Here is an 18,271-nt window from a genome sequence, read left to right as displayed (position 1 = left end):
GGCTGCACGGCGCCGTGTCGGTGTCGTGCTCACCACCGCGTTCACCGCGGCGATGGTTCCACTGATGGCCGGAACCCTGTTCGTCGTCGTGGCTGGTCAGATCCCGAAAATTCGCGACGAACTCCACCACGTCGGCACGGTCATCCCCGTCTACGCCGCCTTCTTGATTCTCATGGCCGGACTCGGATTCATCGCGGCACGAGTGTTCCGGTTCGACGTCGGCCGCTCACGTGCGTTGATCTTCAGTGGTGCCACCCGCAATTCGCTCGTGGTACTTCCGCTCGCGCTCGCCTTACCGGCCGGCTATGCCCTGACCCCCGTCATCGTCGTCACGCAAACCCTGGTCGAGCTCGTCGGCATGGTCCTCTACGTCCGGCTCGTGCCACGCATGGTTCCCGACACACCGACAGCATCTCTGCCGTGAGGCATCGCTCGCACTGTCGATGATCAGGTCATCGACAGTGCGGGGACGCTGATGCGCGGGCGACGTTTGGAACGAGCTCGGCGATCAGCGCCTCGACCTGGGCCTTGATCTCGTCGCGGATCGGCCGCACCGCCTCGACCCCTTGCCCGGCCGGGTCCTCGAGCACCCAGTCCCGGTAGGACTTGCCCGGGAATGCCGGGCAGGTGTCGCCGCACCCCATGGTGATCACCACATCGGAGGCCTGCACTGCGTCGACGGTGAGGATCTTCGGATTCTGCGTGGAGATATCGATCCCCACCTCGGCCATCGCCTCGACCGCAGCGGGGTTGACCTGCGCGGCCGGAGCGGAGCCGGCGGAGCGGACCTCGATCCGATCCCCGGCCAGGGCGGTGAGGAACCCGGCGGCCATCTGGGAACGGCCGGCGTTGTGCACGCACACGAACAGCACCGACGGCGTGCGATCGGTGGCGGAGTGGGTGGTCATGAAGTGGAACGTCCTTTCGTAGAGGAAGGTCAGGCAGAGACAAGATCAGACAGAGACAGCGCCGAGCTCGGTCAGCAGGACACGGACCCGGGCATCGATGTCGTCGCGGATGCCGCGCACCGCCTCGAGCGACTCGTCTTCCGGGTCGAGCAGCGACCAATCGAGGTAGCGCTTGCCCGGATACACCGCGCAGGCGTCACCGCAGCCCATGGTGACCACCACGTCCGCGGCCGCCACCACATCATCAGTGAGCGGTTTGGGGTATTCGGCGCCGAGATCGAGCCCGATCTCGGCCATCGCCTCGACGACAACGGGATGGATCGACGATGCGGGCGCCGATCCGGCGGAGCGCACATGCACGCGTCCGACGCCGTGGTGGGCGAGCAACGCCGCCGCCATCTGGGAGCGGCCGCTGTTGCGCACGCACACGAACAGCACCTCCGGTACGTCCTTGGTGATCGCACCGTCGGCTTGTGCCAGCGCGGTGAGGCGTTCGCCGGCGAACCGGGTGGCCAGGGCGGTCAGGTGCGTGTGGATCTTGGCGGTGCGGCGCAGCGCAGCGTACGACTCGAACACCATCCGTTCCACGGTCTGCGGGGAGAACACCCCGGCGTACTTGTCGGCGAGGTGCTCGGCGGAACGCTGCAGCACCGCCTGAGGCATGAGCAGTTCCGGTTGTGCGGGGTGTGAAGACATCGGTCGCCTCCTGGCGTATCGACTTTTACTGCACAGCAGGGGTATTTGAACTCTTGAAACGCTTGCGCAGCGCCAACGAGACATAGATGAGGGCGACGAGGATCGGCACTTCGATCAGCGGACCGACGACACCGGCCAGAGCTTGACCCGAGGTGACACCGAAGGTGCCGATCGCCACGGCAATAGCGAGTTCGAAGTTGTTGCCCGCAGCGGTGAACGCCAAGGTGGTCGTGCGCTCGTAACCCAGACCGATCGCGGCGCCGAACAGGAACCCACCGCCCCACATGAGGACGAAATAGGCGAGCAGCGGCAACGCGATCCGCACGACGTCCCACGGCTGCGACGTGATCTGCTCGCCCTGGAGCGCGAACAGGAGCACGATCGTGAACAGCAACCCGTACAGCGCCCACGGTCCGATCTTCGGCAGGAATGTGTCTTCGTACCAGTCACGGCCCTTGGCCTTTTCACCGAAGTGCCGGGTCAGGAAACCGGCGACGAGCGGGATGCCGAGGAAGATCAACACCGATTTGGCGATCTGCCACGGGGAGACGTCGAAAGCGGTCTGCTCGAGTCCGAGCCATCCCGGCAGCACCGAGAGATAGAACCAGCCGAGGACGGCGAACATGATCACCTGGAACACCGAGTTGATCGCGACCAGCACCGCGGCGGCTTCGCGGTCGCCGCACGCGAGGTCGTTCCAGATGATGACCATCGCAATGCAGCGTGCGAGGCCGACGATGATCAGACCCGTACGGTACTCGGGCAGATCCGGCAGCAGCAACCACGCAAGGGCGAACATCAGCGCCGGGCCGAGTACCCAGTTCAGAATCAACGACGAGATCAGCAGTTTGCGGTCGCCGGTGACGGTGTCGAGACGGTCGTAGCGCACCTTCGCGAGCACCGGATACATCATGATCAGCAGACCGAGGGCGATCGGCAGCGAGATGTTGTCGATCTCGAGGACGCTCAGAGCGTCGCCGAGCCCGGGGATCATCCGGCCGAGCAGCAGGCCGACGACCATGGAGATGCCGATCCACACGGCCAGGAAGCGGTCGAGGGTCGACATTTTTCCTGCCACAGAACGGTTTTCGGTGGTGGTGGTCACGAAACGGTCTCCTGATGAGGTTCGGCCGGGGTGCACGCACAGGTCGATCCGGGTAGCACCCCCGATTCGGTGGCCAGCACTGCGGACAACTGCTCGAGCGCGGCAGGGATCACCCGGTAGTACACCCAGGTGCCGCGGCGTTCGCAGTCGAGCAGTCCGGCTTCGCGCAGCACCTTGAGGTGGTGCGAGATGGTGGGCTGGGACAGGTCGAAGGCGGGACTGATGTCGCACACGCAACTCTCGCCGCCCTGGTGGCTGGCGATCATGCTGAGCATGCGCAGGCGCACCGGATCGCCGAGGGCCTTGAACATGCGGGCCAGGTCGCCGGCCCAATCGGAGGTCAGGGGCTCACGCGAGAGTGGAGGGCAGCACAGCTCGGCCTCGCTCGACAGCTGATTCGACATGCGTCTATATTGACGTGGATCTATTCAGTCGTCAATCCGAGCGCCTCGGAAAGGACCATCCTCGTGCCCACTGCTTCGATGCTGTTCGTATGCGTGAAGAACGGCGGCAAATCCCAGATGGCCGCTGCCCTCATGCGCCGGGCCGCAGGCGACCGGATCGTCGTCCACTCCGCCGGCACCACGCCCGGATCGTCCCTCAACGCACTGTCGGTGCAGGTCCTCAAGGAAATCGGGGCTCACCTCGACGGTGAGTACCCCAAGCCGATCGATCCGCAATTACTGTCCGAGGTCGACCTTGTGGTCACCCTCGGCGATGAGGCTCACCTCGACGCGCCTGCCGGCGTGGTGGTGGAGAGCTGGGACATCGACGAGCCGTCCGAGCGCGGCGTCGACGGCATCGAGCGGATGCGTCTGGTCCGCGGCGACATCGCCACCCGCGTCGACGAACTCGCCACCCGGCTACTCGACGCGACCCGCTGAGCACCTACCCCAACCAGGAGCAGAACACCATGAGCACGATCGCAGTCTTCGAACCGGCCCTGTGCTGCAACACCGGCGTGTGCGGCGAGGACCTCGACCAGAACCTGGTCACCTTCACCGCCGACATGGCCGCGCTGACCGAGCAGGGCGCCACCATCACCCGCCACAACCTGGCCAACGACCCGCTCTCGTTCGCGCACAACGAGACCGTCACAAAGTTCCTCGAACTCGCCGGATCGGACGGTCTTCCGCTCGTACTCGTCGACGACGTCACCGTAGCTACCGGGCGTTACCCGACCCGCACCGAGCTCGCCACGTGGGCCGACCTCGAGGTTCCCGCCGCAGCGCCGTCCGGGGTGACCATGCTCGGGCTCGCCGACGACAACGACTCGTGCTGCACACCGGACGAGTCCACCTGCTGCTGACCACCCAGATCCGCACCCGCCCGCCGATACCGTCCGACGAGGAGTACCTGCTTCCATGGCTACCGCCGACCCGACGTTTTTGACCGACCCGCCCCGGTTCGTGTTCTTCACCGGCAAAGGCGGGGTCGGCAAGACCTCCATTGCGTGCGCGTCGGCGCTGCGCCTGGCCCGAGCCGGCAAGAGGGTGCTGCTGGTCTCGACCGACCCGACCTCGAACGTCGGGCAGGTCTTCGGTCTGAGCATCGGCAACACCATCACCGAGGTCCCCGCGGCGCCGGGGCTCTCAGCGCTCGAGATCGACCCCGAGCAGGCCGCCGCCGCCTACCGTGAACGCATCGTCGGCCCCGTCCGCGGGTTGCTGCCCGACGCGGAGATCGCGTCGATCACCGAACAGTTGTCCGGCTCGTGCACCACCGAAGTGGCCTCGTTCGACGAATTCACCTCGCTGCTCGCCGATCCCGACGAGCGGGTCGCCGGGTTCGATCACGTGCTGTTCGACACCGCCCCCACCGGCCACACCATCCGGCTGCTGCAGCTGCCCGGCAACTGGACCGAATTCCTCGACAACGGTAAGGGCGACGCCTCCTGTCTCGGGCCACTCGCCGGGCTCGACAAGCAGAAAGCCATGTACGCCGGTGCGGTCGAGGCGCTGTCGGATCCCGAGCGCACCCGCCTGGTGCTCGTCGCCCGCGCCAACCGCGCCGCCCTCGCCGAAATCGCCCGTACCCACGACGAACTCACCGCGATCGGCATGACGAGACAGCATGTGGTCGTCAACGGCGTGCTGCCCACCCCCGTCGACGACACCGATCCGCTGGCGACTGCCGTGTACCACCGCGAACAGGCAGCGCTGGCCACCGTGCCCGATACGATCGCCGGCCTGCCCACCGATTTGATCGAACTCAAAGCGGTGAACATGGTCGGTCTCGATGCCGTGAGCAGCCTGTTCGACGCCGCTTCACCCCCGACCGCCGCGGCCGAGACCGACCTCGTCGCGATTGCCGAGATTGCCGAGGCACCGTTGGCGGATCTGATCGATGCGATCGAGGCCGACGGGCATGGTTTGGTGATGTGTATGGGCAAGGGCGGGGTCGGTAAGACCACCGTCGCCGCCGCGATCGCGGTCGCTCTGGTCCAGCGCGGTCATGACGTGCACCTGACCACCACCGACCCCGCCGCGCATCTGACCGAGACTCTCGCCGGGGAACTCGACCACCTCGAGGTCTCCCGCATCGACCCGCACGAGGCCAGTGAGACCTACCGCAACCGGGTCCTGGCCGCCAAGGGCGCCGGACTCGACGACGCCGGTCGCGCCACCCTCGCCGAAGACCTACTCTCCCCGTGCACCGAAGAAGTCGCAGTGTTCCAGGCGTTTTCCAAGGTCATCCACGAATCACGCCGCAAGTTCGTCGTCATCGACACCGCCCCCACCGGCCACACCCTGCTGCTGCTCGACGCGACCGGCTCGTATCACCGCGAGATCGCCCGGCAGATGGGCGACGGTGCGCAGTTCACCACCCCGCTGATGCGGCTGCAGGACCCGGCACAGACCAAGATTGTGCTGGTCACGCTCGCCGAGACCACCCCGGTGCTCGAGGCCGCCGGTCTGCAGGACGATCTGCGACGCGCCGGTATCGCACCGTGGGCGTGGGTGATCAACAACTCCCTGGCCGCAGCGGAGCCCACCGCACCGCTGCTCCGCCGGCGGGCCGTAGCCGAACTCGAGCAGATCGACAAGGTCCGGGGTGAGCTTGCCGACCGGTACGCGGTGATTCCGCTATCCACCACCGAACCCGTCGGAATCACCGCGGTGGGATCCTTGGCCGAACTGCGTCCGGAACCGTCGCCGGTGCAGTAGCTACCTGTAGAGGATTCAGCGGAACTTCTCCCGCGGAAGTCCGTCCACAGGTCTACCCAGAATCGGGAGCTACTCGCCGCTCGAGTATTGAAACTCGATGCTGCGACGATGTATCGGACATTATCGCCCACCCTGCCGCCTGAATACCCGTGGAGAAGAACTGTGCCGACTGTCCTTGCGTCCGACACCACCGATCTTGTGTCCGCGGTGGGTGCGGCTGTCGGTGGTGGTGCGACGGTCGTGGCCGCAGCGGCGGCGGTCGCCGCAGCTTTCGTGGCTGTTCGCACGTTGCGGGCGACGAAGCGTGACAGTCGGGACCGATCACGGCCGATGGTCGGTGCTGAATTGGTGATCGATCCTCAACTATCTGCTCGGACGGCGTCTCTGGTCGTACGCAACTTCGGACCCTCGGTGGCGTACAACGTCAAGGTCGAATTCGACCCACCACTGGCTGAGCAACCTACCCACAGCGGCCAGCCGAGCATCATCGCATTCCTCCTCAAGCGCTACGCCGACCCCATCCCCACCTTCATGCCCGGTAACGAACTGTCCAACATCTATTTCATCGGCAAAGAGGACCCGGACGACCCCGACCGGTCCATCCGCAACGATGAACAGATCCCCGATCGAGTCACCGTGACCATCACCTACGGATCTGCCCCCAACGAGCGTGATACCTACAGCGACACGTTCGTGCTCGACATGAGCGTCCATAGGTGGGGAACATTCTCGACGCACTCGGACTCACTGCACTCCCTGCAGAAACGCTCAACACAGGCATTGGAGAAGATCGCCCCCGCGATGGCGCACCTCGCCACGGACATCGGACGGATCGAGGAGTACCTCAAGCCCGAAAAGATCCGAGCACAGCAGGCCGCCGAAAAGATCGAGGAATGTCGCCAGATGCGCGAATTGAGCCGCCAGATGCTCGGAGACCGTTCTCCGTACGCGGACGAGGATGGAGAAGAGCGGCATGCCACCAACCCGCTGAACTCGAACGCCTTACGGTCACCCGGTGACGACAGCGTCCCGGACGGAATCCGCTCGCTCCAGGACCTGCGGGCACTCGCTCGCACGATCCGCAGCTCGAGCCGGCCGGACCCGAAGGAAATCGCCGCTGCGACGACCGCAGACACGTCCGCTGCGACTCCATACACCGATCTGGGAGGCATCAACGACACCGACCCGGACCCGGCCGGGCGGCAGAAGCCATGAACCGCACCCGCGGCGAGGACGGGGCCACCGTGTTGGTGATCGCCGGACGCAGCATCGACATCGACACCGCGACCGCCACGGCCCACGGCTATCCGGCGGTGACCGTGGCCCGCTACGACCTGCCCGGACCCGGAGCACTCAAGGAGATCACCGCCGACGAGATCGCCCGCACCCACAAGGTGCGCTCCCGCATCAGCCACGCCCAACTCGACTGGTTCATCCGTACCGCCGTCGACGCCCCGTGGGCGGCGGCGCCGATCGAAGCACAACTGGTCGAGGCCGACCCGAACATCAGCGGCGAGCTCTACGACCGGGCCGAAGCCCTCTACGACCATTTCCGCACGGCCGCGCCCCGGCACGTGGGGGTAGCCAAGATCAGCAAGGTGCTCCACCTCAAACGCCCCGGATTGTTCCCCATCCTCGACTCGAAGGTCAGGTGGGTGAGGTCGAGGTGGAGGCGCCGCAGCAGCTGGGCGTTGAGCGCGTCGAGAGGGGATGCGATGGCAGAAGAGTCCACTCTGGGGTCTACCGTGAACAAGTGCGCCGTGTGATGTTTCTTCTCCGTCCGAGCTGGTTCATTCTGGCCGTGGTGGTAGTCGGTTTCGCGTATGGGTGCTTCACCCTGCTCGCCCCGTGGCAGCTGAGCAAGAACACGAGCACCGAGGATCGGAATGCGCGGATCTCGGCATCGATGGCGCAGGACCCGGTCCCTGTCGCCGAGCTGCTCGGCGGTGACAGTGCGACGATCGACGACGAGTGGAGGCGGGTCGTCGCGCAGGGCTCGTATCTGCCCGACTCTGATGTGCTCGTCCGGTTGCGCAGCGTCGAATCCCAACCCGCGTACGAAGTGCTCACGCCGTTTGCGCTGGGTAATGGTCGGACGATTCTCGTCAATCGAGGTTATGTGCGTCCGGTACGCGGTAGCGAGGTCCCCGCAATCCCCGCCGCACCGGGCGGAAATGTCTCGCTCGATGCTCGGATCCGCAAGTCCCAAGGCACAATGGACGGCAAGGAGCCCTTCACTGACGCGGGCTATCAGCAAGTGTATTTTATCGACGCGCCGCAGGTCGCGGCTGTGACGGGTCTCGAACTCGAAGACGTCTACCTACAACTCGATGCTCACCAGCCGGGCGGGCTCGGAGTCATCCCACTTCCCCAACTTGATGCGGGTCCGTATCTGTCGTACGGGCTGCAGTGGCTCGCGTTCGGGATCATGGCCCCAATGGGACTGGGGTATTTCGTGTGGGCGGAGTTGAAGGAACGCCGCAAGGTGAAGGCCACCCGAACCGACGACGAGACGCCGCTCTCCGCGAGCAAGAGTCTCGCCGCCCGGTACGGCCGACCGCGGTAACCGAGCCCAACGTTGTGCTCCGATTCGACAGTCCACGAGCTACGCGGGCAGCGACGGCCATCTTTGGACCGCGCACATTTCAGCATCAACGCCCAGCGGTTCCTCATGCATCGCGCAAAAGGTCCAGCACACAAAGTGCCGTGCCGGTTTCGGGATCTGCGCTGTAGAATGAGACGGAAAGTTTTCTTCCCTTCTGAGCGAAGGGAGAGTCAGGTCGCAGGACTCGTTCACCTCGGTTCGACGGTATGAGGGCAAGTCGAGTCCTGCGATTCTGGCCGCCACATGATTGCCCGGCCCTCAACATAATCCGTGTCCGCGCAGCACAACGTGCGGGTAGTCCCCCTGACTGGCCCCTTTCGAACTCGGACAGCAAGTAGTAGATGAGGAAGACGGTGCACTACCGGACTTGTTGTTCCGTCTGACTCAATCGCAGCGAGAGGCGCGGTGTCAGGTGGGTCGAGTGAGCATCGAAACCAGATCCTCCGGGACCTGCATCGGGGTCATCAGCCCCGCCGAAGTACGCCCGGTGTTGCCTTGAGGGTAGCGGCCCAGCGCCGAGCCGGGAGCGGCGAGCAGAATCCGCACGACCTGGCCCACAGCCTCGCGGCGATCACGCTGGCGCAGCGCCAAGGTGAACATGGCGAGGTGGTTGCGGGTGTGCGGCCACGGGTAGGGCTGGGACAAGATGTGGGCGCGTTCGAGGTGGCGCCAGCGCCTGACATCGTCGCTGCTATGTCGAGCGGCGGTCATCTCCGCGGTGTAGAGGGTGCGCAGCTGTTCGGGCATTCGACTCATGAGATGTGGTCCCTGTTGGAGGTTGCGAGAAGCAGGGCGCCGACGACGAGGACAACACCGCAGGTGATGTAGGTGTCGGCGAGGTTGAAGGTGGGCCACCACCCGGTGTGGAAATAATCGGTGACTTTGCCGTCAAGGAAGCGGTCGACGACGTTGGCGGTGGCGCCGGCGACGATCGCGGCCAGGCCGATGGTCTGGATCAGTGGACTGTCGAGTGCAGTGCGCCAGGCGAACACGCCGATCGTCACGGTGAGGGCAGCGGTGACGGCAAGAACGACGGTAGGGGGGAGCTGGTCACCGAGACTGAACGCGACCCCGGTGTTGTAGGCCAACCGTAGTTGCAACAACCCGAAATCGATTGCCCGCCCACCGGACAGCGCGTCGCGCGCCACCGGATCGAGGGCCAACGCGACCGCAGCCAGGGCACCCACCAGCACGACGAGAATACCTCGGCCACAACGCCGCCTGCCCACGGGCACTACGGACGACACGGAGTTGTCCTTATCTGTCATGACCGAGCTCCGGCGACCGGCACGGATGACTTTGTCGATTCTGTTGTCACGGTCAGGCTCCGGGCGCGTCCGGCGCGCACCCCGTTGGCGATCACAATGATCTCGGCGATCTCGTGGACCAGGACGACGGCGGCCAGCCCGAGTATCCCGAACAGGGCCAGGGGCATCAGGACGGTGATGATCGCGAGCGAGAGGCCGACGTTCTGCAACATGATCGTCCGGGAGCGTCGGGCGTGCTGCAGGGCTTGGGGTAGGTGCCGCAAGTCCTCACCCATCAGGGCGACATCGGCGGTTTCGATGGCGACGTCGGTGCCCATCGCGCCCATCGCGATCCCGAGGTCGGCGGTGGCCAGGGCCGGGGCGTCGTTGACGCCGTCGCCGACCATCGCCGTCGGCCGCGTACCGCGGAGAGTGTCGATGATGCGGGCCTTGTCCTCCGGACGCAGATCGGCGTGGACCTCGTCGATGCCGACGGCGGCGGCCAACGCTCGTGCGGTGCGCTCGTTGTCGCCGGTGAGCATCGCCACGGTGTAGCCGTCGCGGCGCAGCCCAGCGACGACGTCGCGGGCTTCGGGGCGCAGTTCGTCGCGCACCGCGACCGCGCCGATCAGGGCGCCGTCGCGTTCGATGAGCACCGCGGTGGCTCCGGCGTGCTGCATCCACTCGATATTCGCGGCCAGGGGGCCAGGATCGATCCAGCCGGGCCGGCCGAGCCGGGCGGGGATGCCGCCGACGTGTCCGATCAGTCCGGCCCCGGGGACCGCATCGACGTTCTCGGCCGGGGTGTAGTCGTCGACGGCGGCGAGGATCGCTGCGGCGAGGGGGTGTTCGCTGCGGGCCTCGAGGGCGGCGGCGACGTTCAGGACGTCGCCGCGGGTGGCGCCGCCGGTGGTGGCGACGTCGATGACCTCGGGGCGGTTGCGGGTCAGGGTGCCGGTCTTGTCCAGCGCGACGGTGCGGATCCGGCCCAACGCTTCGAGGGCGGCACCGCCCTTGACCAAGACACCGAGCTTGGAAGCGGCGCCGATCGCGGCGACCACCGTGACCGGGATCGCGATGGCCAGCGCGCACGGGGACGCGGCGACCAGCACCACCAGGGCGCGTTCGATCCACACCAGCGGATCGCCGAACACGCTGCCGATCGCGGCGATCAGCGCCGCGGCAACCATCACTCCCGGAACCAGGGGCTTGGCGATCTTGTCGGCCAGACGCTGGGCCTCGCCCTTGCGGGACTGCTCGGCCTCGACGATCCGCACGATCTTGGCCAGCGAGTTGTCTTGCGCACCGGCGGTGACCTCGACCTCGAGAACGCCGGTGCCGTTGATCGAGCCGGCGAACACCTCGGAGCCCGGTGCGGCCTCGACCGGGACGGATTCGCCGGTGATCGCGGAAGTGTCCAGGGCGGNGGCCGGTGCGGATGGTGCCGTCGGTGGCGAGCCGCTCCCCGGGTTTGACGATCATGATCTCCCCGAGCACCAACTCTGCGGGGGCGACGGTCTGTTCACGACCGCCACGCAGGACGGTGGCGGTGTCCGGCACCAGATTCAGCAGGGCGCGTAGGCCGCGGCGGGTGCGGGTGACCGCATATTCTTCGAGGCCCTCGCTGATGGCGAACAGAAAGGCGAGCATCGCGGCCTCGCCGACCTCGCCGAGCAGCACGGCGCCGACGGCGGCGATCGTCATCAGAGTGCCGACCCCGATCTTGCCGCGGGCCAGGCGTGTGAGCGTGGAGGGGACGAAGGTGTAGCCGGCGACGATCAGCGCCAGGGCTTCGAGGGTCAGCTTCACCGGGTGGGGGCCGTCGGTCCACCCCACGACCAGGGCGGCAACCAGCAGCAGCCCGGCGACGGCGGCCGCCCGAATCTCGGTGACCTGCCACCACTTGTCGGGCTCGTGCTCTTCCTCACCCTCGACGCGGGGTTCGTCGTGGCCGCAACCGCACGCGTCACTCACGACTTCTCCCCGGTGTCGGTGCTGTAGTTCGGGCACAGCGCGACGGCGTTGCCCGTCGCGGCCAAGAGGGTTTCGGCCGCGGCGAGCAGATCGAGCAGTTCCGGTCGGGTCAGCGAGTAGAACACCTGCCGGCCCTCGGGTCGGCCCTGCACCAGACCGCAGTCCCGCAGGCACGCCACATGCGCGGAAATCGTCGACTGCGCCAAGTCGAGCGCGCCGACCAGATCCGCCACGCGGGCTTCACCGCCGGCGAGCCGGCGCACGATGGCTAGGCGGGTGCCGTCGGAGAGGCTGTGGAACAACGCCACTGCCGAATCCACGGATTCGCGGGCGTGGCAACCCACATCATTGATCGTCATATGACGATAATAACCGGCACTCAACGATATGAATAGGTCGGGTCACCGGCGGGCATCCTCACAGCCCGAATGCATCACCCTCGGCGAGAATGAACACGCCGAGACCGATCAACACGATCGGAAACAGCACGTGTTCCCAGCGCTCGAGAACCTCGGCGATCGGCTTGCGGGTGGCGAGGTAGCGCGCCGCGATGACCAGAACTGCAACCAAGGCCAAAAAGACGATCGAGTAGGCCACCACCGCGGGGGCTCCGACAGTGACGAACACCGGGACGTAGACCCCGATGTTGTCGCCTCCATTGGCGAACGTAACCGCGGCGACCGTCCCTACCGCGACCTTCTTACCGGCGGTTTTCTGTTCGTCGTCCTCCCCTCGCCCCCGCCATGCCCGCCATGCGGCGTACGCACCCAGAAGCAGAGGGATCAGACCGAAGTAGGCGATCGCCTCCTCCGGCAAGAAGGTCGTCGCCCCCACTGCGACCAGAACGGAGGCGGCGAGGATGGCGCCGAATCCCAGATACTGTCCCACCAAAATCGCTGTGGTGGTGCCCCCAACCCCGGCTCCTCGAGCGAAGAACAGCGACAGCACGATGATGTCGTCGATATTGGTCACGAGAAACAGGCCGACCGCCTGCAGGACGGACGCGAGCAGATTCATGAGCACCTTTCGACCCGGCGCCCGAACCCGTCCGCTTACGAGCGATCCGGGAAGGCAGCAATGCTTCGGCGCACACCTATAATCGATTGAAGGGGATTATATCGGGTTTCGACGATGACAGAGTCGCCGCCCTGGTGGGATCGCCCTCGGCCACGCCGGCCCCCGGGACCTCGGGTGCCGCCCAACGCCTCAATCCATCAAGGTGCACATCAACGGCCCCGCAAGGACAGTGACGATGACGGCCCCGAGCAGGACGGTGACGCCGAGACGAACGAGCGGCGGAGGCGGGCTGACCAGCCGCGCGGCGCGGGCGGTGAGCCCACCGCCGCCGCCGAGGGTACCTTCCGGGGCCGGATGCCCACCCAAGGCGAGCAAACCGCCGAGGAGGGCCCGCCTTCCCTGTCCGGGGACCGACACGTCGTCGGCGCACATCTCGAACAGACGCCCGATCTCGGTGGCGCCGACCCGGAACAGGGAAACCCCGGGCAGTGCCGCTGCCACACTGTGGACGACATCGAGCACCAGCGAGTGGCGGCCGCCGAGGTGGGCTCGCTCGTGCGCGAGGACGGCGGCGAGCTGCCGGGGATCGAGCACCGCCAACGCGCCACGGGTGATCACCACCGATCTTTCGCGTCCGGCTATGCAGTACGCCACTCGTTCCTCGGAGTCGATCACCACTGCGTCGAGATCGGGGATGCGACGTCCGACCATCCGGGCCAGGTGGGCGTGCTCATGGGTGCGGGCTCGGCGGCGCTGCACACCCCGGCAGATCCGCCACGCCCTGACGACCCCCACGGCCGCTCCCCCGGACAATACGATTCCCGACAGCAGACGCATGTCTGCGCCGGAGTGCTCGCCGACGCTTGTCGAGAGCGCGCCGACACAGTCGACGATCCATCGAGCGGCGTCACCACCTCTGCCGAGCACGTCGACGAGGGCAATCGCCACGGCAGCGGTTGCGGCGACGGACACACCTGTGATTGCGCTCAGCCAGGCGGCCACGCCCAGGCGCGGGGCGATCCCGGCGGCGGTCAGCCGTGCCAGGACCACGGGACCGAACACCGCGACGGCGGCTGCGTAGAGCAGCAGGCAGAGGACGGGGATCACGCGGTGTCCTCGCCGCCGGACAGTCGACGCAGTGCTTGGCGCAGGCTCGCCGATTCCTCCGCGCTCATCTGCTCGACGAAGTGGGTCAAGACCAGATCGGTCTGTCCACCCGCGTCGAACACTTCGCGCATCAGCCGAGCCGTGTGTTGTTCCCGGCTCAGTGTCGGCCAGTAGGTGAATGCCTTGCCGGTGCGGACCCGTGCCAGCCACCCTTTGCGGTACAGGTTGTCCATCGTCGACATCACCGTGGTGTAGGCGATGTCGCGGTGCGCGGCGAGAGCGTCGAAGATCTGCCGGACCGTGGTGGTGCCCTCGCGCTCCCAGATCCGGTCCATCACCACGGCCTCGAGTTCACCGAACCCCTTCACCCGCACCGTTGCCTCCGCTTTCGTGTCTGCCGTTCTCCCAGGGTAAGGCGGGCCGGATGCGTCCGCGGCCGGTCACCGCCGTTGACTCTTCCGATCACCCGGATCGACCGTGCACCTGCTGAGCGCAACCGAGCGGATGGATGTGCCGGTGGCCGGCGGTGTCGAAGTGCACCAGGTCGGTGACCGGATCGAGCACCACGTCGGTCAGGACGGTGTGCAGGCCGATGTGGACTCCGGTCAGCAGTCCGAGCGCCACCGAGTCGTGATCGGCGATGCGCCGAACGGTGAATCGTCGACAGGGCAGGACGGCGGTCAGAAGATCGGGTCACGACTCGGCGCGGTCTTCGGTCGGGAGCGGGATGGGACTGCCGAACGGGTTCGACCGCGGATATCCCAGGACTCGGACGAGTCGGACCTCGAACAGTATGCCGACGACATGCTCGAGCCGGTCGGCCTCTCCCGGGAGTTCGATCCGCGGCAGGGACAACTCCGGTGCCCTGAAGGTCTTCACCAGGCAGTTCCGCCGCACCACGTTTCTCGCGTGTTGTCGGCCGTGGCCGGTCAACTCCGCTCGGTGCGCCGTGGGGCGGAGGATCAGATCGGCGGCCCCTGGCGTCGGTGCATGGTTGACACTGCTGACAGCCTCCAGCCCAGACGGGCTGCCCGCGCCGTGGTCGAGGTTTCTTCGCGGCGACCGCTCCGGCGGTAGAGGCTCGCAAGGTAGTCCTCCACCGCCTCGAGGTGGTGAACCCGCCACGGGCGCCGCAGCGGAGGTGAACCGGTCGTTTTCGGCGTGAACGCTTCCTTGCTGGACGAGTCCAGGACCAGCGTTCCCGTCTACATCTACTATCTACGTACGGAGATAGTAGATGCGTGAAAGTGGCGCATCGCGATCGAGGAGGAGGTGAAACATGCAGGAAATGATTGCGAATTTGCAGGCGCTGTGGGACTGCCACGTGATGATGCTCAGCGGCGCATGCCAGATGTGTGCGTCGATGATGTGCTGCTGATCCCGACCGGTCGTCCGATCGAAATACTATCTCGCGTAGTATTTCGGTCGGACGACAACGGAGAGGGGCCACATGTCTACCAGAGCTGCATGGTCGATCACGTGTCTATTCGTGATCGTCGCGTTCGTGGTGGCGCTGTGGCCCCAACGGGAGGACGACACCGTGACCCCAGCCGATTCCGGGCTACAGCCGACCGCGGTATCCGCCCGCCCCGCCCCGGCACGCAACGCTCTGCCCGACCCGGGCGCGACCCCGCCCTGCCCGACCGGCACGGGCATCGGGGCTGCAGGTCCCCTGGCGGAGGTGACGGTGCGGTGCCTGGGTTCGGACCGCCCCGTCGATCTCGGCGGCGCCCTGGCCGGGGAACCGGCCCTGCTCAACGTGTGGGCCTCGTGGTGCGGACCGTGCCGGGAAGAAATGCCCGTGCTCGATGCCTACGCCCGCGAGCCCGGCGCGGTGCGGGTGATCGGGATCAACGTGCAGGACACCGCGGGCTCCGCCGCGACGCTGATGACCGACCTGCGCATCGGCTACCCCTCGTTCGTCGACACCGACGACCGGGCACAGCAGGCACTGGCCGGCCCACCCGTGTTGCCGCTGACCTTCCTTCTGCAGCGCGACGGTTCGGTGGACCGGATCGCCGAGCCCGCGGTGTTCACAGGCCCGGACCAGGTCCGTGCCGCGGTGAACGGGCTGCTGCGATGACCGGCGTAAAGCCGACAGGCGGCCGGCCGTCTCGACTGCTGGGCCGAGTGGTCCTGGCCGTGGTGGTGCTGGTGGGGGTGAGCGGCTGCGGCACCGGCTCCGACGCCGTCGCCCAGGGTGGCACCTTCGATTTCGTCGCCCCCGGTGGACAGACCGACATTTTCTACGATCCGCCGGCCGACCGCGGCACCCTCGGCGCGCTCTCCGGCCCGGACCTGATGACCGACGGCGTCACCGTCGACCTGGCCGATTACGCCGACCAGGTGGTCGTGCTCAACCTGTGGGGACAGTGGTGCGCCCCGTGCCGCAGCGAAGCCGACGATCTCGAGCGCGCCTACGCAGCCACCCAGGATCTGGGAGTGCAGTTTCTCGGTATCAACGTCCGCGATCCCCAGCGCGACAAGGCCCAGGACTTCGTGATCGACAACAATGTGTCCTACCCATCGATCTACGACCCGCCGATGGCGACCTTGACCGCCCTCGGTGGCGCCTTTCCCACCAGCGTCATCCCGTCCACGCTCGTCCTCGACCGGCAGCATCGCGTCGCGGCGGTGTTCCTGCGGGCCCTGCTGACCGAGGACCTGCAACCGGTCATCGAACGCGTGGCGGCCGAACAGTGACCGTGACTGTGCTCGCGCAGGGAATCGGGGCGAGTTTCCAGACCGCGGCCGCGTCCGGGCCGCTGCTGTTGGCGGTGGGCGCCTGTCTGTTGGCCGGGTTGATCTCGTTCGCCTCTCCGTGCGTGGTGCCCTTGGTGCCCGGCTACCTGTCGTATCTGGCCGGCGTCTCCGGCGCCGAAGCACCGGCCCTGACCCCTGCCGGTGTAGGCACCGCCGGGGTACACACCACGGGCCGGTGGCGGGTCACCGGCGCCGCCGGCCTGTTCGTCGCCGGTTTCACCGTGGTGTTCGTGCTGGCCACCGCCTCGGTATTCGGGGTGATCGGGGCACTGCGGATCAACCAGGAACTGCTCCAACGCCTCGGCGGGGTGATCACCATCGTGATGGGCCTGGCCTTCATCGGCCTGATTCCGGCATTGCAGAAGGACACCCGTTTTGCGCCCCGGCGCATCTCCTCACTCGCCGGCGCCCCGCTGCTCGGTGGGGTCTTCGCGCTGGGGTGGACACCGTGCCTGGGCCCGACGTTGGCCGGGGTGCTGTCTGTGGCGGCCGGCACCGAAGGCACCACCGCCGCCCGCGGAGTGCTGTTGATCGTCGCGTACTGCCTGGGACTGGGACTGCCGTTCATCGCCTTGGCGTTCGGTTCGTCCTCGGCCCTGCGCGGTGTCGGATGGCTGCGCCGCCACTCTCGCACCATTCAAATCGTCGGCGGCGTGATGCTCCTCGCGGTCGGCATCGCTCTGCTGACCGGGGCATGGGAGTTGTTCATCGCGTGGATCCGGGATGAGTTCGTCACCAGCGTGGTGCTACCGATATGACCCTCACCGACCGGAATCCGGCACCACCGCTACCGAGTCCTCCTCCGTGGCGCCGCGCCCTCGCCCAGGCCCGGAACCTGTGGCGTCAGCTCACCTCGATGCGCACCGCCCTGGTGCTGCTGTTCCTGCTCGCGGTCGCCGCGATCCCCGGGGCGCTGCTCCCGCAACGCAACCTCAACGTCGGCAAGGTCGACGAGTACATCGCCGCCCGCCCGGTTCTCGGCCCGCTCCTGGACCGACTCGAAATGTTCGACGTGTTCGCCAGCTTCTGGTTCACCGCCATCTACGCGCTGCTGATGATCTCGCTCATCGGATGTCTGCTCCCGCGCCTGCGCGAGCATCTGCGGGCGCTGCGCAGTGAGCCGGTCGCGGTACCGCGCAATCTGTCCCGGCTGCCGCACCACCACCAGGGAAAACTCGACACTCCCATCGACGACACTCTCGAGCAGGTACAGACCGTGCTGCGCCGGTGGCGAACGGTCACCCGCACCGGCGACGACGGGCACCGGTCGATCTCCGCCGAAAAGGGCTACCTGCGCGAGGCCGGCAACCTGGTCTTCCACTTCTCCCTGGTGGGGTTGTTGGTGGCGGTGGCCACCGGCCGGTTGTTCGGGTACGAGGGCGCGGTGATCGTCATCGCCGACGGCGGTCCCGGGTTCTGCAACACCTCCCCGGCGGTGTACGACTCGTTCCGAGCCGGTACCGCCACCGACGGCACCGGACTCGAGCCCTTCTGCGTCAGGGTCGAGGACTTTTCCGCCGACTACCTCGACAATGGCCAAGCGAAGATGTTCACCTCGAACATCTCCTACCAAAACGGAGAGGACTTGGGCACCGACCGCTGGCAGCAGCACCGACTGCGGGTCAACGAACCGCTGTGAACCATCCCGGGTCTCATGCACACATTGTCATTTGTGTGCGACC

At 66.7% G+C, this 18,271-nt stretch carries 22 protein-coding genes and 3 pseudogenes; 11 read left to right on the top strand and 14 right to left on the bottom strand.

All coding sequences use genetic code 11. The features are described 5' to 3' along the window. The first annotated feature begins 25 nt into the window (after nt 1-25). Nucleotides 26-424 carry a hypothetical protein gene (locus tag QR64_RS28695; RefSeq protein WP_318025579.1) on the top strand — a complete coding sequence of 133 codons (399 nt, stop codon included), beginning with the start codon at nt 26-28 and terminating at the stop codon, nt 422-424. Between the two features lie 28 nt (nt 425-452). On the opposite strand, the gene QR64_RS15805 is transcribed toward QR64_RS28695, so the two are convergent. From QR64_RS15805 to QR64_RS15790, 4 genes are read right to left on the bottom strand one after another with little or no spacing between them, the layout of a single operon-like run. Next, on the bottom strand, nt 453-908 hold the full coding sequence (locus QR64_RS15805) for an arsenate reductase ArsC (protein ID WP_033098575.1): 456 nt from the start codon (nt 906-908) through the stop codon (nt 453-455). 45 nt (nt 909-953) lie between these two features. Continuing rightward, nucleotides 954-1,604, bottom strand: a complete 651-nt coding sequence (locus QR64_RS15800) for an arsenate reductase ArsC (protein ID WP_006554200.1) — start codon at nt 1,602-1,604, stop codon at nt 954-956. A gap of 25 nt (nt 1,605-1,629) precedes the next feature. Continuing rightward, nucleotides 1,630-2,670, bottom strand: a complete 1,041-nt coding sequence (gene arsB / locus QR64_RS15795; RefSeq protein ID WP_175428147.1) for an ACR3 family arsenite efflux transporter — start codon at nt 2,668-2,670, stop codon at nt 1,630-1,632. A gap of 35 nt (nt 2,671-2,705) precedes the next feature. Then, nucleotides 2,706-3,113, bottom strand: coding sequence for an ArsR/SmtB family transcription factor (locus QR64_RS15790; RefSeq protein WP_039586132.1), 408 nt, complete (start codon nt 3,111-3,113; stop codon nt 2,706-2,708). 78 nt (nt 3,114-3,191) lie between these two features. Here QR64_RS15790 and QR64_RS15785 point away from each other — a divergent pair, with 78 nt between their 5' ends. The 6 genes from QR64_RS15785 to QR64_RS15760 all read left to right on the top strand — a co-directional run bounded on the left by QR64_RS15785 (nt 3,192) and on the right by QR64_RS15760 (nt 8,442). Beyond that, nucleotides 3,192-3,593: a low molecular weight phosphatase family protein gene (locus tag QR64_RS15785; protein WP_259444285.1), complete on the top strand. Its 402-nt coding sequence runs from the start codon at nt 3,192-3,194 to the stop codon at nt 3,591-3,593. A gap of 29 nt (nt 3,594-3,622) precedes the next feature. After that, on the top strand, nt 3,623-4,018 hold the full coding sequence (gene arsD / locus QR64_RS15780; RefSeq protein ID WP_039586130.1) for an arsenite efflux transporter metallochaperone ArsD: 396 nt from the start codon (nt 3,623-3,625) through the stop codon (nt 4,016-4,018). Nucleotides 4,019-4,073: 55 nt separating this feature from the next. Further along, complete coding sequence (arsA, locus tag QR64_RS15775) at nt 4,074-5,876, top strand: arsenical pump-driving ATPase (RefSeq protein WP_039586129.1); 1,803 nt, start codon at nt 4,074-4,076, stop codon at nt 5,874-5,876. A 162-nt stretch (nt 5,877-6,038) separates the two neighbouring features. Then, nucleotides 6,039-7,091, top strand: a complete 1,053-nt coding sequence (locus QR64_RS25220) for a hypothetical protein (protein ID WP_052227329.1) — start codon at nt 6,039-6,041, stop codon at nt 7,089-7,091. After that, the gene (locus QR64_RS15765) at nt 7,088-7,642 is read left to right on the top strand and encodes a DUF6308 family protein (RefSeq protein WP_232333527.1); all 555 of its coding nucleotides are present in this window, start codon (nt 7,088-7,090) and stop codon (nt 7,640-7,642) included. The genes QR64_RS25220 and QR64_RS15765 overlap by 4 nt, the downstream gene beginning before the upstream one ends. Then, nucleotides 7,630-8,442 carry an SURF1 family protein gene (locus QR64_RS15760; RefSeq protein ID WP_039586127.1) on the top strand — a complete coding sequence of 271 codons (813 nt, stop codon included), beginning with the start codon at nt 7,630-7,632 and terminating at the stop codon, nt 8,440-8,442. Before QR64_RS15765 ends, QR64_RS15760 begins: the two co-directional genes overlap by 13 nt. A 447-nt stretch (nt 8,443-8,889) precedes the next feature. On the opposite strand, the gene QR64_RS15755 is transcribed toward QR64_RS15760, so the two are convergent. The 10 genes and pseudogenes from QR64_RS15755 to QR64_RS28585 all read right to left on the bottom strand — a co-directional run bounded on the left by QR64_RS15755 (nt 8,890) and on the right by QR64_RS28585 (nt 14,951). After that, the gene (locus tag QR64_RS15755; protein WP_033098568.1) at nt 8,890-9,237 is read right to left on the bottom strand and encodes a DUF3703 domain-containing protein; all 348 of its coding nucleotides are present in this window, start codon (nt 9,235-9,237) and stop codon (nt 8,890-8,892) included. Next, on the bottom strand, nt 9,234-9,749 hold the full coding sequence (lspA, locus tag QR64_RS15750; RefSeq protein ID WP_051121673.1) for a signal peptidase II: 516 nt from the start codon (nt 9,747-9,749) through the stop codon (nt 9,234-9,236). The genes QR64_RS15755 and lspA overlap by 4 nt, the downstream gene beginning before the upstream one ends. Then, a pseudogene (locus tag QR64_RS15745) lies at nt 9,746-11,154 on the bottom strand (heavy metal translocating P-type ATPase); the annotation flags it as partial. The pseudogene QR64_RS15745 and the gene lspA, both read right to left, overlap by 4 nt. Nucleotide 11,155: 1 nt before the next feature. Beyond that, nucleotides 11,156-11,702 (bottom strand): annotated as a pseudogene (locus QR64_RS27975) (cation-transporting P-type ATPase); the annotation flags it as partial. Continuing rightward, entirely contained in the window at nt 11,699-12,061 is a 363-nt protein-coding gene (locus QR64_RS15740) for an ArsR/SmtB family transcription factor (protein ID WP_081263498.1), read from the bottom strand. The gene QR64_RS15740 and the pseudogene QR64_RS27975, both read right to left, overlap by 4 nt. 58 nt (nt 12,062-12,119) lie before the next feature. Then, nucleotides 12,120-12,719, bottom strand: coding sequence for a cadmium resistance transporter (locus QR64_RS15735; protein WP_039586125.1), 600 nt, complete (start codon nt 12,717-12,719; stop codon nt 12,120-12,122). Nucleotides 12,720-12,908: 189 nt separating this feature from the next. Next, on the bottom strand, nt 12,909-13,826 hold the full coding sequence (locus QR64_RS15730; protein WP_039586123.1) for a M56 family metallopeptidase: 918 nt from the start codon (nt 13,824-13,826) through the stop codon (nt 12,909-12,911). Beyond that, the gene (locus tag QR64_RS15725; RefSeq protein WP_033098566.1) at nt 13,823-14,200 is read right to left on the bottom strand and encodes a BlaI/MecI/CopY family transcriptional regulator; all 378 of its coding nucleotides are present in this window, start codon (nt 14,198-14,200) and stop codon (nt 13,823-13,825) included. Before QR64_RS15725 ends, QR64_RS15730 begins: the two co-directional genes overlap by 4 nt. Nucleotides 14,201-14,288: 88 nt before the next feature. Then, nucleotides 14,289-14,450 carry a hypothetical protein gene (locus tag QR64_RS26835; protein ID WP_153811628.1) on the bottom strand — a complete coding sequence of 54 codons (162 nt, stop codon included), beginning with the start codon at nt 14,448-14,450 and terminating at the stop codon, nt 14,289-14,291. A 69-nt stretch (nt 14,451-14,519) separates the two neighbouring features. Further along, complete coding sequence (locus QR64_RS28585) at nt 14,520-14,951, bottom strand: metal-dependent transcriptional regulator (protein WP_225623911.1); 432 nt, start codon at nt 14,949-14,951, stop codon at nt 14,520-14,522. Between the two features lie 325 nt (nt 14,952-15,276). On the opposite strand from QR64_RS28585, the gene QR64_RS15715 reads away from it, so the two are divergent. From QR64_RS15715 to QR64_RS15700, 4 genes and pseudogenes are all read left to right on the top strand, one after another. Next, the gene (locus QR64_RS15715; RefSeq protein ID WP_006554183.1) at nt 15,277-15,909 is read left to right on the top strand and encodes a TlpA family protein disulfide reductase; all 633 of its coding nucleotides are present in this window, start codon (nt 15,277-15,279) and stop codon (nt 15,907-15,909) included. Beyond that, entirely contained in the window at nt 15,906-16,529 is a 624-nt protein-coding gene (locus QR64_RS15710) for a TlpA disulfide reductase family protein (protein ID WP_051121670.1), read from the top strand. The genes QR64_RS15715 and QR64_RS15710 overlap by 4 nt, the downstream gene beginning before the upstream one ends. Nucleotides 16,530-16,531: 2 nt before the next feature. Then, nucleotides 16,532-17,347: a cytochrome c biogenesis CcdA family protein gene (locus QR64_RS15705; protein ID WP_033098587.1), complete on the top strand. Its 816-nt coding sequence runs from the start codon at nt 16,532-16,534 to the stop codon at nt 17,345-17,347. Continuing rightward, nucleotides 17,344-18,225: pseudogene (locus QR64_RS15700) on the top strand (cytochrome c biogenesis protein ResB); the annotation flags it as partial. The gene QR64_RS15705 and the pseudogene QR64_RS15700, both read left to right, overlap by 4 nt. Between the last annotated feature and the right edge of the window lie 46 nt (nt 18,226-18,271).

The sequence above is a fragment of the Rhodococcus sp. Chr-9 genome (assembly GCF_000801125.1).
Lineage (GTDB): Bacteria > Actinomycetota > Actinomycetes > Mycobacteriales > Mycobacteriaceae > Rhodococcus > Rhodococcus pyridinivorans.
Note: the sequence above shows the minus strand (reverse complement) of the source record. Positions and strands in the feature narration are given on the sequence as shown.

Excerpts from the sequence above, each read along its gene's own strand:
- QR64_RS15805 (WP_033098575.1), bottom strand. The coding sequence starts at position 908 with ATGACCACCCACTCCGCCACCGATCGCACGCCGTCGGTGCTGTTCGTG.
- QR64_RS15800 (WP_006554200.1), bottom strand. The coding sequence starts at position 1,604 with ATGTCTTCACACCCCGCACAACCGGAACTGCTCATGCCTCAGGCGGTG.
- arsB (WP_175428147.1), bottom strand. The coding sequence starts at position 2,670 with ATGTCGACCCTCGACCGCTTCCTGGCCGTGTGGATCGGCATCTCCATG.
- QR64_RS15790 (WP_039586132.1), bottom strand. The coding sequence starts at position 3,113 with ATGTCGAATCAGCTGTCGAGCGAGGCCGAGCTGTGCTGCCCTCCACTC.
- QR64_RS15785 (WP_259444285.1), top strand. The coding sequence starts at position 3,192 with ATGCTGTTCGTATGCGTGAAGAACGGCGGCAAATCCCAGATGGCCGCT.
- arsD (WP_039586130.1), top strand. The coding sequence starts at position 3,623 with ATGAGCACGATCGCAGTCTTCGAACCGGCCCTGTGCTGCAACACCGGC.
- arsA (WP_039586129.1), top strand. The coding sequence starts at position 4,074 with ATGGCTACCGCCGACCCGACGTTTTTGACCGACCCGCCCCGGTTCGTG.
- QR64_RS15765 (WP_232333527.1), top strand. The coding sequence starts at position 7,088 with ATGAACCGCACCCGCGGCGAGGACGGGGCCACCGTGTTGGTGATCGCC.
- QR64_RS15755 (WP_033098568.1), bottom strand. The coding sequence starts at position 9,237 with ATGAGTCGAATGCCCGAACAGCTGCGCACCCTCTACACCGCGGAGATG.
- lspA (WP_051121673.1), bottom strand. The coding sequence starts at position 9,749 with ATGACAGATAAGGACAACTCCGTGTCGTCCGTAGTGCCCGTGGGCAGG.
- QR64_RS15740 (WP_081263498.1), bottom strand. The coding sequence starts at position 12,061 with ATGACGATCAATGATGTGGGTTGCCACGCCCGCGAATCCGTGGATTCG.
- QR64_RS15735 (WP_039586125.1), bottom strand. The coding sequence starts at position 12,719 with ATGAATCTGCTCGCGTCCGTCCTGCAGGCGGTCGGCCTGTTTCTCGTG.
- QR64_RS15715 (WP_006554183.1), top strand. The coding sequence starts at position 15,277 with ATGTCTACCAGAGCTGCATGGTCGATCACGTGTCTATTCGTGATCGTC.
- QR64_RS15710 (WP_051121670.1), top strand. The coding sequence starts at position 15,906 with ATGACCGGCGTAAAGCCGACAGGCGGCCGGCCGTCTCGACTGCTGGGC.